This window comes from Nocardia sp. NPDC050799 (genome assembly GCF_040654015.1).
In the GTDB taxonomy this organism is placed as follows: Bacteria; Actinomycetota; Actinomycetes; order Mycobacteriales; family Mycobacteriaceae; genus Nocardia.
Map to the genome: position 1 here is coordinate 182355 of NZ_JBFAHF010000001.1, position 14786 is coordinate 197140.

12 protein-coding genes and 2 pseudogenes are annotated in these 14786 nt (G+C 66.5%); 7 read left to right on the top strand and 7 right to left on the bottom strand.

Annotated features, from left to right (window positions below):
• The first annotated feature begins 75 nt into the window (after nucleotides 1–75).
• Nucleotides 76–984, top strand: coding sequence for a TIGR03619 family F420-dependent LLM class oxidoreductase (locus AB0H42_RS00895; RefSeq protein WP_357047783.1), 909 nt, complete (start codon nucleotides 76–78; stop codon nucleotides 982–984).
• A gap of 210 nt (nucleotides 985–1194) precedes the next feature.
• Here AB0H42_RS00895 and AB0H42_RS00900 read toward each other — a convergent pair whose 3' ends face one another.
• Both AB0H42_RS00900 and AB0H42_RS00905 read right to left on the bottom strand, forming a co-directional pair.
• Entirely contained in the window at nucleotides 1195–2217 is a 1023-nt protein-coding gene (locus AB0H42_RS00900; RefSeq protein ID WP_357047786.1) for a phosphotransferase family protein, read from the bottom strand.
• Nucleotides 2214–3422 (bottom strand): acyl-CoA dehydrogenase family protein, encoded by a 1209-nt coding sequence (locus tag AB0H42_RS00905; RefSeq protein ID WP_357047789.1) that lies wholly within the window; start codon nucleotides 3420–3422, stop codon nucleotides 2214–2216. The genes AB0H42_RS00900 and AB0H42_RS00905 overlap by 4 nt, the downstream gene beginning before the upstream one ends.
• 131 nt (nucleotides 3423–3553) lie before the next feature.
• On the opposite strand from AB0H42_RS00905, the gene AB0H42_RS00910 reads away from it, so the two are divergent.
• On the top strand, nucleotides 3554–4462 hold the full coding sequence (locus AB0H42_RS00910) for a TetR family transcriptional regulator (protein ID WP_357047792.1): 909 nt from the start codon (nucleotides 3554–3556) through the stop codon (nucleotides 4460–4462).
• Between the two features lie 18 nt (nucleotides 4463–4480).
• A pseudogene (locus AB0H42_RS00915) lies at nucleotides 4481–4576 on the top strand (LLM class F420-dependent oxidoreductase); the annotation flags it as partial.
• Between the two features lie 253 nt (nucleotides 4577–4829).
• Here AB0H42_RS00915 and AB0H42_RS00920 read toward each other — a convergent pair.
• The 3 genes from AB0H42_RS00920 to AB0H42_RS00930 form a co-directional block, all read right to left on the bottom strand.
• The gene (locus tag AB0H42_RS00920) at nucleotides 4830–5702 is read right to left on the bottom strand and encodes an aldo/keto reductase (protein WP_357047795.1); all 873 of its coding nucleotides are present in this window, start codon (nucleotides 5700–5702) and stop codon (nucleotides 4830–4832) included.
• 257 nt (nucleotides 5703–5959) lie between these two features.
• A complete protein-coding gene (locus tag AB0H42_RS00925) occupies nucleotides 5960–6214 on the bottom strand; it encodes an SGNH/GDSL hydrolase family protein (RefSeq protein WP_357047798.1) in 255 nt (84 codons plus the stop codon).
• Between the two features lie 475 nt (nucleotides 6215–6689).
• Complete coding sequence (locus tag AB0H42_RS00930) at nucleotides 6690–7361, bottom strand: TetR family transcriptional regulator (protein ID WP_357047801.1); 672 nt, start codon at nucleotides 7359–7361, stop codon at nucleotides 6690–6692.
• Nucleotides 7362–7595: 234 nt separating this feature from the next.
• Here AB0H42_RS00930 and AB0H42_RS00935 point away from each other — a divergent pair, with 234 nt between their 5' ends.
• The 3 genes and pseudogenes from AB0H42_RS00935 to AB0H42_RS00945 form a co-directional block, all read left to right on the top strand.
• On the top strand, nucleotides 7596–8879 hold the full coding sequence (locus AB0H42_RS00935; protein WP_357047804.1) for a lipase family protein: 1284 nt from the start codon (nucleotides 7596–7598) through the stop codon (nucleotides 8877–8879).
• Between the two features lie 184 nt (nucleotides 8880–9063).
• On the top strand, nucleotides 9064–10659 hold the full coding sequence (locus tag AB0H42_RS00940) for a GMC oxidoreductase (protein ID WP_357047806.1): 1596 nt from the start codon (nucleotides 9064–9066) through the stop codon (nucleotides 10657–10659).
• A gap of 279 nt (nucleotides 10660–10938) precedes the next feature.
• A pseudogene (locus AB0H42_RS00945) lies at nucleotides 10939–11967 on the top strand (RNA polymerase sigma factor); the annotation flags it as partial.
• A gap of 41 nt (nucleotides 11968–12008) precedes the next feature.
• Here the strand turns inward: AB0H42_RS00945 and AB0H42_RS00950 are convergent.
• Nucleotides 12009–13160, bottom strand: coding sequence for a N(5)-(carboxyethyl)ornithine synthase (locus AB0H42_RS00950; RefSeq protein ID WP_357047809.1), 1152 nt, complete (start codon nucleotides 13158–13160; stop codon nucleotides 12009–12011).
• A gap of 236 nt (nucleotides 13161–13396) precedes the next feature.
• Between AB0H42_RS00950 and AB0H42_RS00955 the strand changes: the two genes are divergently transcribed.
• Nucleotides 13397–14017 (top strand): hypothetical protein, encoded by a 621-nt coding sequence (locus AB0H42_RS00955; RefSeq protein WP_357047812.1) that lies wholly within the window; start codon nucleotides 13397–13399, stop codon nucleotides 14015–14017.
• A gap of 283 nt (nucleotides 14018–14300) precedes the next feature.
• On the opposite strand, the gene AB0H42_RS00960 is transcribed toward AB0H42_RS00955, so the two are convergent.
• On the bottom strand, nucleotides 14301–14720 hold the full coding sequence (locus AB0H42_RS00960) for a hypothetical protein (protein WP_357048694.1): 420 nt from the start codon (nucleotides 14718–14720) through the stop codon (nucleotides 14301–14303).
• Nucleotides 14721–14786: the final 66 nt, after the last annotated feature.

The following is a 14786-nucleotide window of genomic DNA, read 5'->3' on the forward strand; positions in this document are numbered from 1 at the left end:
CGAGTGCTTAGTCATATAACGTCGAAAACAGCAACCGATCGTTTGGTTGTTGTCCGTTGTCAGGAGACAGTTGAAGTGGAATTCACGCTCGAGCATCCCTTGGGGCAACACGGTTGCGTGCCCGAACTCCAAGGTCATCGCGGGACAACAGCCGTAGTCACAGCCGCGGAAGCGGCCGGGTTCTCGGCCATTTCCTTCACCGAGCATCCCGCGCCACCGCGATGGTGGATCGACAGAGGCGGCCACCCGAGCATGGACCCGCTCGCCGCCCTCTCCTTCTGTGCGGCGGTGTCGACCGAACTGCGGTTGATGACTCATCTGCTGGTGCTGCCGTACCACCGGCCTCTCGCACTGGCGAAAACAATCGCGACAGTCGACGTACTGTCCTCTGGCCGGCTCATCCTGGGAGTCGGTAACGGGTACCTACGCGCCGAGTTCGACGCCCTCGGAATCGACTTCGATCAGCGCGAACGATATTTCCACGACACGTTGCAGACCCTGCACACCGTGTGGCGGCACAACCAGCCACCTGACGCGAGTGCAGACGACATCATGTGTGAACCCGCACCGCGCCAACTGCCGCATCCGCCGATCTGGGTTGGCGGATCGAGCCGCACCGCCCGTCTGCGAGCGGCAGCGTTCGGACAAGGGTGGATGCCGCTGATGATGCCGCCGCGCCTGGCGCGGGCCACTCGCAGCGCGTCACTCGCCACTGTGGCCGAACTCGCCACCGCGATCCGAGAGCTCACGGACTTCCTCGGTGAACGCGATCGGGACCCGGCGAACTTCGAGATCCAGGTCTACGCCGAGGAGAGTGCGATCAGCTCCCCGTACTACTCTCCGGCTGCTCATACCGACTACATCGGCCGATTGACCGAGGCCGGGGCCACCCGATTCGTCGTGCGGCCGTCGCCGGCCGGCACCGCCCAGTGTCTCGACTCGATCGCCGCCTACGGCGAAACGATCGTGGCCGTCTTTTCCTGACCTGTTCGATCGGAACATGAGCGGTACGGTCCGCTGGACCTGTCCCCAGCCGACGATACGATGAATGGTCAGACGTCGGTAGCTGCTACCCCCGCGGCGTCGCGCGCGGTGAGAGTCGGCGCGAAGCCCTGCCGGGCGAGCAGTGTCGCGATGCCCAGGCCGATACCGCGGGTCCGCGCTGTCGATGAGCGTGGTTTCTTCGGGCTGCGGTCATTTTCGGCCTTCTTTCAGCGCCCGCAGTCCGGCCGCCATGAATTCCGGGGTGGCTTCGGCGGCCCGCCCGGCGGCAGAACCGGCATCGGAACCCTGCCGTGCCCGGTGGGTGATACCTTCGCCGATCACGCCGAGCTTGAAATTGGCCAGTGCGAGATAGAAACCCCAATTCCCGAGGTCGCGACCCGATGCAGTGGCGTAGGCCTGGGCGAGCGTATCGGGCGCGGGCATCCGGTCGCTGGTCCACGCGGCCCGCGAACCGAGGACCAGGTCGAAGGCCGGCGTCCGGTACACGCACATCAGCGCGGCGTCGGTGAGCGGATCACCGAGCGTGGACAGTTCCCAGTCGACCACGGCGCGCACCCGGCCGGGGTCGGCCGAGTCGAGGATGGTGTTGTCGATGCGGTAGTCGCCGTGCACGATCGAGGCCGCCGATTCCGCCGGCACCGCGTCCACCAGCGCCGCGTGCAGGGCCGCGACATCGGCGAGGTCACGGGTTTTGACCCGCTCCCACTGGGAGGCCCAGAGCTTCACCTGGCGGGTGAGGAACCCGGAGGGGCGGCCGAACTTTTCCAGGCCCACCGCCGCGGGGTCTATCGCGTGCAATTCGGCGAGCACCCGCACCAACTCCGCGACACCGGCATTCACCTGCTCGTCGCTGAGCGCGGCGAGGTCGTCCTGGTCGCGGATCACGGCGCCGTCGACGAATTCGACGATCGTCATCGGCGCACCGAGCACGGCGCCTTCCGCATCGAACGCGATCGTTTTCGCCACGGGTACCGCGCAGTGCTGCAGCGCGTCGGTCACCGTGTATTCGCGCGCCATATCGTGTGCCGACGGGGTGAGCCCGGACACCGGTGGGCGGCGGACCACCCACCGGGACACATCGTCGGCCGCGGTGAAGGTCAGGTTCGACCGTCCGCCGCTGATCAGCTCCACCCGTAGTTCACCGCGCACCTCGATACCCTGCTCGCGCAGGTACCGCTCGAGCGCGGCGACATCCATACCCGGTAGGTTCATTCGCTGTCCCGCAGCGCGCGTTTGGCGGCACCGACCGTGCGCTTGGCGATCGCCCACCGATGGACCTCCGAGGGCCCATCGTAGATGCGGAACGGGCGCACCTCCCGCGAGAGCCGCGCCAGTGGCAGGTCACCGGAAACCCCCAGCCCGCCACACATCTGCATACTGCGGTCCACGATCCGGAAGATCGCCTCGGCCGCAAAAGTCTTCGCGATCGAGGTGGCATTACCGCCGGACTCGCCGCGATCCAGCTCCCAGCAGGCCCGGGTCAGCAGGGCGCGGGTGGCGGCGATATCGATCTCGTTGTCGGCGACCATCTTCTGGACCATGCCGAGGTCGCCCAGTTTCGCACCGAACCCCTCCCGCCGGGCCACCTGAGCCACCGCCACGTCATGTCCCCGGCGGGCGGCACCGAGCCACCGCATGACATGCGTCATCCGGGCCGGCCCGAGGCGCACCTGCGCGTATTCGAAACCGCGGTCGACCTCGCCCAGCACCGCCGACTCGGGAACCAGTAGGTCCTCGAAGAAGACCTCGCAGTGGCCGCCGACCATCGAACGGTCCAAGGTGTCGAGGTGGCGCCCGACCCGGATACCGGGGGTGCCGGCCGGTGCCAGGAACATCGTCGCGCCGCCGCGCGCACCCGGCTCACCGGAGGTGCGCGCCATGATGATGAAGAAGCCCGCCCCCTCGGCGCCGGTGATGAACCATTTGGAGCCGTTGATCCGCCATCCGCCCTCGGCCCGGACCGCGCGGGTGGTCAGCGCGGAAGGATCCGATCCGGCGCCGGGCGCCGGCTCGGTCATCGCGAACGCCGAGCGCACCTCACCGTGCGCCAACGGCGCGAGGTACTGCTGTTTCTGCTCCGGGTTCGCGATATGCGCCAGCATGTGCACGTTGCCCTCGTCGGGTGCGGCGATATTCAGGGCCGTGGGCCCGAACAGTGAGTATCCCGCTTCCTCGAAGACCGGGGCACGGTCGGACATGCCGAGGCCGTGTCCGCCGTACTCGATCGGCGCGTGTGGCGCGAACACACCCGCATCCCGGGCCGCCTGCTGCAGTCCCACGCGGAACGTGTCACCGCCCGCCGCGGTGATGTCACCGTCGTGCGCGTCCTCGAGCGGTACAACATGGTCGCGGATGAAGCTACGGGTGCGGTCGACCAGAGCTTGCACCTCGGACGACAGGGACAGATCGATCGCCACGGGCCACTCCTGTATCTCCTACGCCGAACGATCGCTCGGCAGTCAAGTATCAGGCAGGTTGGCATGTCAAGAGAGTAATTGTCAATTCTCGGTCGACCCCCGGTGTCGGCATGTTCAGATATGCTGAACGCGTGGACAGATTGGATCATGCCGAGGGTGCGGTCGGGGCACGGGTGCGGCAGGCCCGGCTTGCGGCCGGCCTCTCACTGCGCGAGACCGCGCAGCGGATCGCCGTCAGCCCCGCGACGCTCAGCGCCGTGGAGAACGGCAAGACCGGTGTCTCGATCCCGCGGCTCCGCGAATTGGCCTCCATTCTCGGGACCACCGTGTCCCGGCTGATCGGCGAGCAGGAATCGGCCGCCGGCGCTACGCGATCGCCCGCCCGCCGAGACATCGGCTCTGAACCGGATATCGACACGCGCCACGCCTGGCGAAAATTCCCGCCGCTCGATATCGACCCCGTACTCGCCGCCGCCATCGACTCCTTCGTCGAGACCGGATATCACGGCGCCACCATGCGTTCGATCGCTCGCCGCGCCGGTATGAGCGTGCCCGGCGTGTACCACCACTATCGCGATAAACAGGAACTGCTGGTGCGAGCACTCGACCTGACCATGGACGAATTGCACTGGCGGGTCCGCGCGGCCCGGCGCGAAGCCGATACCGGGCGTGGCCGCGTCACCCGGGTGGTCGAGGCGCTCGCCTTGTTCCACACCCACCGCCGCGAACTCGCCTTCATCGGAGCCAGTGAGATGCGGAGCCTGACATCCGACAATCGGCTACGAATTACTTCCTCCCGCAACATGGTTCAGTACCTCCTCGACGAGGACATAGATGCCGCCGTGTCCGAGGAGAATCTGCCCACCCGCCACGCCCGCGTCGCCGGCCGGGCCATCGCCACAATGTGCACCTCACTACCGCAGTGGTTTCGCCTCGACGGACCCGAGACGCCCGAAGACATTGCCACCGAATACGCGCACTTCGCTCTCGGTCTACTGGGGGTTCGGGACGGTGGAGCCGACAACTCGTCTCGGCCGTGATCCGACCTGTCCACCGGTGGATCGGACCGGTTGACCCGCGCGCTGGTCGGCATGGGTTCTGCCGACGACGCGGCCGCTGCGCTCACCGCACATCTCGACGCCGGCGCGGACCACGAGGAGGTATTGGTGCACGGCCGCGACGGCCCGTACGGCGACCTCCACCGCGCCCCGATCGGCTTCGCGCTCCAGAGCCATGCGCAGCGCACCGAGCTCGAGAACGGATCGCTAAAAGCACCAGGCATTCCGTCCGAGCCGCGATTCAGCTCTTGACGTCCGAAGGGCTGCTGGTCCACGAACGCAATACGGTGCGGTAGTTCCCGTGATCGCCGACGAGCGGATCGATGAGGTGTGTCCGCGCCCCAGCGCGCTATGCGGCGCCGGTCTTCGTCAGCGTGTCGAACTCCGCATCGGTGAGTTCGATCATCGCGCCGGCCAGGTTGTCCTCGAGGTGCGCGACGCTGGACGTGCCGGGAATGGGCAGCACGACGGGGGAGCGCTTCAGGAGCCAGGCGAGGGCGAGCTGCGCGGGGGTGGCGTCGTGTTGTTTCGCCAATTCGGTCAGCGGGCTGCCCGTCCCGGAGAGCTTTCCGGTGGCGAGCGGGAACCAGGGGATGAACCCGATACCCTGGTCGGCCGACCAGTCGAGCAGTTCTTCCGCGGAGCGGTCGGTGAGGTTGTAGAGGTTCTGCACGGAGGCGATCGGGGTGATCCGCTGGGCCGCTTCGGCCTGGGCCACGCTGACCTCGCTGAGGCCGATATGGCGGATCTTGCCTTCGTCCTGGAGATCCTTCAGCTCGCCGATCTGGTCTTCCAGCGGGGTGTCGGGGTCGATGCGGTGGAGCTGGAACAGGTCGATCCGCTCCACTCCGAGGTGGCGCAGACTCATCTCGGCCTGCTGGCGCAGGTAGGCGGGCCGGCCTACGGGCGTCCAGCGGTCGGGGCCCTGGCGGGTGAGGCCGGCCTTGGTGGCGATGACGATATCGTCGCCATAAGGGTGCAGAGCCTCGCGCAGGAGGGGTTCGGCGACGGCGGGGCCGTAGCTGTCGGCGGTGTCGAAGAAGTTCACGCCGAGCTCGACAGCACGCCGCAGGACCCGGACCGCTTCATCGCGGTTCGCCGGCTCGCCCCAGACGCCGGGGCCGGTCAGCTGCATGGTGCCGTAACCGAGGCGGTTGACCTCGAGGTCGCCGCCGAGACGGAAGGTGCCGGAAGCATCGGCGGGGCGGGCGGAAGCGGTCATTTCGGGATACTTCCCTTCGAGTCGGATGTCCGGACGGGCGAAGCGCCCTGGATCGGCAGGTGAGCGCGTTCTCGAGCAATCCTACGATCCATGGATGGCAGGAGCGTCAAGGTGAAGCCGGGAACGAAGTCTCTCGTCGCCCGGAGGCAAAAGCTAATCCGGGGATCCGCTGCCCGGTCTGTCCGGCCACACATGCTCCCCGGCCGTCGGGCCGAGATCGAGTCCAGCGAAGCTCGGACAGTCGCGGCCGCCTGGGGTCAGCAGTGCGGGTGCTGCGCGATCGTGGAGAGCTCGACAGCGTCGGCCATCGCCCGGTAACCGGCCGGGTTGGGGTGGAGCCTGTCAGGGCTGGAATAGTCGGCTCGCAGAATCGAGAGGTTGCCGGGATCACGCAGGGCGGCGTCGAAATCCACGATGCCGTCGGTGAGTCGTTGCGTGCGGATCCAGGTGTTGATCTCTTGCCGGTGCTTTTCGCTGTCGGGTGCGAGCAGGACGCCGTCGACGAGTGTCACTGTGGATTCACCTCGCTGTCGGTCGCCGGTGTGCGGCGGACGTCGTGGATTCGACAGCGGGTGCGTCGCCTCTGTGCATGGTGGCCTTACTCTCCGGTGAGCGGCTGGATCTCGTGCTACCTCGACTCGTGACCACCGGTTTCCGCGCGCTGGTGGCGGCTACGGGTCCATGTCGGCCTGTCGAAAACGTGCCACTCTCTCGGAGAGAAACGGTGCAGCGGCCGAGGGTTCGCAATGTTCGCTTCTCGCTGCGGGCGCCGAAGGTAGCGGGGTGGTGACTCCCGTCGGCCGGGTCGTGTGGATGCCGCCGAGGTGGTGGCGCGCACCTACGAAATCTGTGCGGGGTACGACATTGCTCGTAAAAAGTAGCGAGCGACACGCGCGAAAAAGACCGTGCGGCAGTCGCTGTCGTCGAGTGCGACGAGTTCTGCGGTGAACGGTCGGTCCGGCGCGGCGAACGGTTCGTACGGCGGTTTCAGGCCTGTGGTGGGTCCGGTGCCTTGAAAGGGGCGGCGAGCGAGGCGATCACGATCGAGTCGCCGGCTCGCTTCCGGGCCGTCCCGGTGGCTACCGCGGCGGCCGCGTCGGCGTGGTTGTCGTGGGTCAGCCGGTAGACCGCGCGTTCCAGGATGGGCAGGATCTCGGTGATTTCGAGATTGCCGTCGGCGAATCGTCCGATCAGTGCGTAGGTCAGATTGGACAGGACCAGCGCGATGTCTTGGATATAGGTCGGGTCTGCCTTGTGGAACAGCGCGGCGATAACGGGTTGCATCGCGTTGATGCCCTGGGCGTCCAGGCGTTGCCCGCTCGAGACGGTGCGGGCGCGGTGATACGCCTCGAGCATCCGGGGGTTGCGCTCCCATGGCCGGAAGACATATCCGAGGATTCGCACCAATCCGTCGTGCAGTGTTTCCCCTGGCTCCGGCCCCCGCATGGCGGTGTAGCTGTGAGTGGCCATCCAGTGCTCGACAGCGGCGACGATCAATTCGTCGCGATCGGCGAAATGCTTGTACACGGTGGCGAGTGACATGCGGGCGCGCCGGGCTACTTCGCGGAGCTGGACCGCCTCGTATCCGTCCGTTACCAGCAGGTCGAGGACAACGTCGATGATCTGCCCGGTCGGCGGTGTTCTCGGTGCTCGGCTCACGCGTCAACGGTAACGATGGTGAGCACCGGTTACTCGCTGCGGTCCGGCGGAGGTTATCGGTAACTGTGTTACTGTCCGGTAGATCGCAGCGGTGGCCGACTCCATACGGCCGTCGCTGTGTTGTCCGGGACACAGGCCAACGGGTCCCGGACAGAGGTTCACGGAGAGGTATCGATGCATCAACAGCACTGGCAGAGCGGCTACCGGCGGAGGTTGCTGCCACGGATCGTTCGGATGACTGCGGCCGTGGTGGCTCTGGTCTGTGCGGCCGCGGTGGCGGTGGTGGCCGCAGATCAGCCCGAGGCCGCAGCAGCTCCGGAGGACTTCTACACCCCGCCCGGGCAGGTTCCGGGCGAGCCGGGCGCGGTGATCCGGACCCAGCCGATGTCGCTGCTGGCCACCCTGCCCTCGGATCAGGGATGGCCGGGTAAGGCCGAGCACATCATGTACACCACGCGGCGGCAGGACGGTTCACCGGTAGCGGTCACCGGGACCTTTATCGACGCGGCGGGCCCGTGGCTGGGGGCGGGGCCGCGCCCGACCGTGGTGATCGGTCCCGGTACCTCGGGCCAGGGTGACCGGTGTGCGATGTCGAAGGCGTTCTCGACCGGGATCACGATCACCACCGATCCGTCGCCGTCGCTGTCGGCGAATCAGGAGCTCCCGTCCTCGGCGGTGTGGAGCCGCCTCGGCGCGCGGGTGCTGGTGACCGACTACATCGGACTGGGCACTCCGGGAATCCACACCTACGCCAACCGGATCGAGGAGGCGCACGCGGTCCTCGACGGTGCGCGGGCGGCCAACCATCTGGCGGGCACCGGCCCCGAGACCCCGCTGGTGTTGTGGGGGTATTCCCAGGGTGGTGGCGCGGTCGCGGCGGCCGCGGAGATGGCACCCGGCTACGCACCGGAACTGAACCTCAAAGGAACGTGGGCCGGTGGCCCGGTGGCCGATCTGGCCGCGATCCTGGAACGGATCGACGGGGCGCTGATCGGTGGCGCGATCGGTTTCGCGGTCAACGGGCTCCTCGCACGCTATCCGGATCTGGGCAAGGCGGTCGATCGGGTGACCAACCAGCACGGCCGCGACACTCTGGCGGCGTTGAGCGATGCCTGTATCGGTGATGTCATCACCGACTACCCGTTCCTGAAGACCAGCTCGCTGACCAACGACGGCCGCCCGCTCAGCACCCACCTGCAAGCCATCCCGGAAGCCGCTCCCGCGCTGGCCGAGCTTCGGGTGGGGACCCTGACCCCGGCCTCGCCGGTGCTGATCACCAGCGGCCGCAACGACGACACCGTGCCCTACGATCAGGCCCGCCGGCTCGCCGACGAGTGGTGCGCCAAGGGCGCGACGGTCACCTTCCGCACCAACGAGCTACCGCCACTGCTGCCCGGAACCACCATCCCGAACCATTTCGGCCCGGAGATGATCGACGGGTTCGGACCCGACAACGCGATCACCTACCTGCTGGATCGCCTGGCCGGCACACCGATCTCCGGGTGCACGATCAACTGACCGGCAAACGCCGAGACACATAGCGTCCGCGCGAGAAGGGTGGCGCGGGTTCCGACTCCGCGGCACATCGGGTTGTCCCGCATCACGCACACCACCCTCCGTGGTGCGCGCTGGAGTCATGCCTCGTGCCGCCTTTCCCAGGGAACTTCGTCTCCGATAACACAAGACGACAAAGGATTGAGTGATGAAGGCAATCACGCGCCGATCACTGTTGACCGGTGCAGCCGCCGCGGGCGCCACCCTCGTGGGAGCACGCGCGATCGGGTCGCCCGCCCCGGCCGCCGCTCAAGTGGGCAACGTGCCCTTGACCTATGAAGAGCACAGGGTGGTGGTGATCGGTTCCGGGTTCGGTGGTGGTGTCAGCGCTCTGCGGCTGGCGCAGGCGGGTGTGCCGGTGACAGTGCTCGAACGGGGACTGCGCTGGTCCACCGGACCGAACTCCGAGACCTTTCCCCGGGCGACCGCGCCGGACAAGCGATTACTGTGGTGCCGGTCCAGCCCGAGCCTGTTCGGCCGGCCGCTGATGTTCGAGCCCTACACGGGTCTGGTGGAAGCGGTAGCGGGGGAGAACATGACCGCCCTGTGCGCGGCCGGTGTGGGCGGTGGTTCGCTGGTCTATCAGGGCATGTCGCTGCAACCGGCGGAAGCGGTTTTCAACACCCATTTCCCGCAGGAGCTGGACTGGCAGTTGATGAACCGTGTCCATTACCCGCGGGTGGCGAAGATGCTGGGACTCGCCGAGGCGCCCGACGAACTGGTCGAATCCGAGAATTACCGTGCAGCCCGGGTATTCGCCGATCGGGTGCGTCGCGCGGGCATGCCGCTGTCGAAGATTCCGATGCCGATCGACTGGGACTTCGCGCTGGCCGAGTTGCGCGGAGAGATGAAACCCTCCTACACCAACGGTGACGGCGCGATGGGGGTCAACAACGGCGGCAAGCACTCCGTGGATGTCACCTATATCGCCGCGGCGGAAGCCACCGGCCTCGTGCGCGTGCAGACCCTGCACGAGGTGACCGATATCAAGCGCGCACCCGATGGCCGCTGGACCGTACGGGTACAGCGTCTGGACACCACCGGCGCGGTGGCGGAGCACAAGGTGCTCACCACCGGGGCCCTGATCTTGGCAGCCGGCAGCCTCAACACCACCCGTTTGCTGGTGCGCGCGGCCGCCAAGGGCCTGATTCCCGATCTGCCGGATGGCCTCGGCACCGGCTGGGGTACCAATGCCGACCGTATCTACGTCTGGACCGACCCTTCCGCGGAATTCGGTGCGCCACAGGGCGGCCCGGTCGTCTACGGCAGCCTGAACTGGGACGACCCGCACACCGCGCACACCGTCATCCAGGCATCCATACCGCCCCTCGCGCTGGACCCACGCAGTACGGTGATGGTCGGGTACGGCGTCAGCGACGGCCGCGGGGCATTCGGCTACGACGCCGCGCGCGAGGACGCGGTTCTGCGGTGGCCGCGCGAGGGCGACGGTTTCATCCAGAACGGGCACATCGGGCCGGCCGTGCACAGAATCGCGGGCCCCGATGGCGCACTGCTGGACACCAACGCACTGTTCCCCTCGACCTGGCATCCGCTCGGCGGCGCGAGCATGGGTACCGTGTGCGACCTGGACGGGCGTGTGCACGGCCAGCGGGGCCTCTATGTTCTCGACGGCGCCCTGATGCCTGGTAACACCGCCGCCTGCAACCCCTCGATGACCATCGCCGCGGTCGCCGAACGAGCCCTCGACAACCTTGTCGCTCAGGACGTCGGCACGCTCATTTGAGCCCGCCTCGGGAAACCGGGTTGGGTTCCGTTTTTGTCGACCGTCCTGCTCCACCCGGAACTCGACACGTCGACCCGATGGCAGATTGTCACCCTACTGGAAGGCATGGGCTGGTGCCGGTAGTCGCCTCACTTGTGTGTCGACCAGTACGCTGGTCCTTGGTCCCGGTGATTGCCGAGCCGCTCGAGGCCTCTCTGCGGTCCTGTTTCTCGAATCGCGATGCCGCCCGAATCACGCGGAGAGGCGAATGTGGCAACGACCGCAAGCGGAACAAATGGCCAAGATGCCACTGGCACCTCGGCGGAGCAAGATGACGATGCGGACGACATCGTGCATGAGGACGAGTCTCCGGCGCTGCGTCGGGCGCGCAAGGAAGCCGAGCTCACCGCCGGCGGGGACTCGACACGGGCGTATCTGAAGCAGATCGGGCGAGTTCCCCTGCTCTCCGCGGCCGAGGAGGTCGATCTCGCGGTCCGGATCGAAGTCGGTCTGTATGCGGTGCAGAAACTGCAGGCCGAATGCGAGGGGCCCGCGGGTCTCACGATCGCACGTCGCCGAGACCTGACCTGGATCGTACAGGACGGCATCGCGGCCAAAGATCATCTGCTCGAGGCAAACCTGCGACTGGTGGTGTCGATCGCAAAGCGGTACACCGGGCGGGGCATGGCCTTCCTCGACCTGATCCAGGAGGGCAATCTGGGTCTGGTGCGGGCGGTCGAAAAGTTCGACTACAGCAGAGGGTTCAAGTTCTCGACCTATGCCACATGGTGGATTCGCCAGGCGATTTCTCGCGCCATGGCCGACCAGTCCCGCACCATACGAATCCCCGTGCACATGGTGGAGATCATCAACAAGCTCGGGCGGGTGGAGCGCGAACTGCTTCAGCAGCTGGGCCGCGAGGCAACAGCCGAAGAGCTTGCCGCAGAATTGGGTATTACGCCCGAGAAGGTTCTCGAGATTCGGCAAATCGCACGGGAGCCGATCTCGTTGGACCAGACGCTCGGTGACGAGGGCACGGCCCAGTTCGGCGATTTCATCGAAGACTCCGAGGCTGTCGTAGCTGTCGAGAAGGTAGCGTTCACCCTGCTGCAGGAGCAGCTGCGGTCGATCCTCGACACGCTCAGCGAGCGCGAAGCCGGTGTCATGCGCCTGCGTTATGGCCTCGGTGACGGGCGGCCTCGAACGCTGGACGACATCGGGAAGGTCTACGGCGTCACCCGTGAGCGGATCCGGCAGATCGAGTCGAAGACGATGTCGAAGCTACGTCACCCATCGCGCTCACAGTTGCTTCGGGATTACCTCGAATAGAGGGCAATGACCCTGCGGACGGTTGGCGCGGTCGCCGGTGTTCAGCGGCGATGGTGCGGGTATTGCGGTAGGCGCTGCTGGAAAGACAGGATCGCGGGGTTCTGGATCGTGCCGTTGCGGATCTCGATCGCGCGTCGGACGGTTTCGTGATCGTTCCAGGCGGAGTGTCCGGAAAGGACCGACCGCAGGTGCGGCAGCAGCGCTTCGCTGATCTCCCAGGTCGCCGAGTTCCACAGGTAGGACGGGCTGTGATCGACAGCGTAGTAGGTGACCCCGTCGCCGACCGGGAGGGTCGGCCGGGTGAACGTCGTGGGCTGCGCCCAGCTGAAGCCCATGGCTTCGTCGCAGGAGACGTCGACGATGAGGCTACCCGGGGCGAAAGCGGCGAGGTCGTCTTCGATGAGGAAGGTCAGCGGCGCGTCGGTGTCCTGCAGTACACAATTGACGACGATGTCGTGCTCGGCGAGGAATCCGGCCAACGGCACCCGGCCGGGCTCGGTGTGTGCGTAGCTGCGACGCGGGTCGCCCGGGTTGTTCGCGTCGTGGTCGAAATGCACCATCGTGGCGGAATGGATCGGCGATCCGACGGTGCTGAGGCCACGGGCGGTGAGAACCTTGACGTCGTGGATCCCGTGGGCGTTCAGCGCGGTCACCGCGCCGCGCGCGGTCGCCCCGAAGCCGATCACCGCCGCTCGCAGTCGGCGGCCGTAGTCCCCGGTCGACCCGATCAACTGCAAGGCGTGCAGCACCGAGCAGTAGCCGGCCAGCTCGTTGTTCTTGTGGAAGACGTGCAGGCCGAACGAGCCGTCGCGCCGCCAGTGGTTCATCGCCTCGAACGCGATCACGGTCAGTCGACGGTCGATGGCCAGTTGGGTCAGCTCGGCGTCCTGCACACAGTGGGGCCAGCCCCACAGCACCTGGCCGGTCCGCAGTTCGGCGACGTCCTCCCGCAGCGGCTTGGCCAGCAGGATGACCTCGCACTCGGCGATGAGCTGCTCGCGTGTGCGCATCCCCGCGACCGTGCCCGCCAATCGTTCGTCGGGCACGCCGAAGGGTTCACCGTAGCCGTGTTCGAGGTAGATGTTTTGCCGGAGATCGGCGTCGATCCGGTCGAAGTGGTGCGGGTGGATCGGCAACCGCCGTTCGTTCTCTTTTCGTGAACGCGCGACGACGCCGAGACTGAGCTGGTGCACCGGAGGCCCCTCTGCTAGGAACAAGTTTTAGCACACCCGTGGCAATCGTCGTGTACTCGGGTCCGCTCCCGACCTCGCGCAGCACGCCCCCGCCACCGCCGGCACGGACCAGAACAACACCGACAGCGCGCGACTGCTCGCAGCCCGCTGCACTGCCGCCGAGGAGGCAGATCAAGGCTGGTGGCGGCCCGGTAGTAAGGAGCAGACAAGAGTGCTGCTGCGTGCGGTGCTGGTGATTGTGGGGAAATCCACTCCCGGAAGACTGTCAGGGCTTCCTGACGGCCGATAAACTGTCAGGAAATATTCAGGCAACAGAATCAAAGGCAGGTATGAGTAGAAGCACCGAAGATGGAAAGCACGAGGGCTGGGTCATGCAACTGTTCGCAGACGGCTACGGCGGCCGGGGATACAGCAGCGAAGGCATCCCGATCACCCACACCCCGGATGGTTCGCCCATCGCCGACGGCGAGCACTATCGCGCCGAAGAGGAGATCACCGGCTGGCAAGTGGCATGTGTTGCGGAAGGTAGTGGGCGCATTCACTGGCGGGGCCCGGTCTGGACCCGGACACGGACAGCCGATGACGCCGATACCCACTACTGTTTCAACGATGGTCACGGATTTGCCGAGGACTCCGGCGCATTCGGAGATGCTGCCATGCAGGACTGGTACGCCCATATCCGCCCGTTCCAAGCGCTCCGACAGATCGAGGTAATCACCGACGAAATCGCCGAAGCCGAACACCGGCGCGTCGAAGCTGTGCGTCAGGCCCGCGCAGGCGGAGCTTCTTGGACCGATATCGGCCGCGCCGCACACATCACCCGGCAGTCCGCACACGAGCGCTGGTCGAAACCGTGAGAACAATTCGCGTCGACGCGATCGAGATCGAGGCGCTGACCACTCCGGCACTCGAGGTGAGTTCCGCCCCACGACTTCTCGCTCGTGCGTTCACCTCTTCGTGGCGAGCGAACAACGCCCGTGCCGCTGCCTGCGCCATTGTTGCCGGTGCGTACCCGTTGGCTTGATCCGGGCCGCGGCGACCCCGTGCAGGGATTCGTTCGTCGACTCGGCACGACATCGATCTCCCCGCGTGGGAGCCGAGCCCGTGAGGGCCGAGCTCCGACGCGGGACAGGAGTATGTCTATTTGCGCTTCTTGCCCTTGTTCTCCAAGGCTTCAACACCGAATTCGGTCGCGGCTGACTTGGCCTTCTTCTCCGCTCGTTTCTCCTTGATCGATTTCCCCTGCTTTTTGGACATCGTGCTACGCGGAGATTTGTCGGACAACTGGGCATCCTTTGTTTGCAAGACCTCGGCGGTCTCGTTCCCTCGACAGTACGCTTCCGGGGAGATCCAGCCCGGGGGAGAGCGAGGCGAGCCGGCACTCGAGCGTTTCCTCGACGAGCGCGGATAATCTGTCCGACAATGCATCCGGCCGCAGCCGAACGACCCGTCGCCGAGGGCGGTCGGCAGCGCCGCTGCCCTTTGCTGCGGTCGGTTGATCAGGCTCCACTGTTCGGCGGTGCGGGCATCGATCGGGTCGCCGGTGCGGACAAGTTCCATCGGGCGTTTACGGCCGAGTTGCCGACAGAGCACGGCCCGCGGTCTTCCGCGGGCGTGTCGATCGTG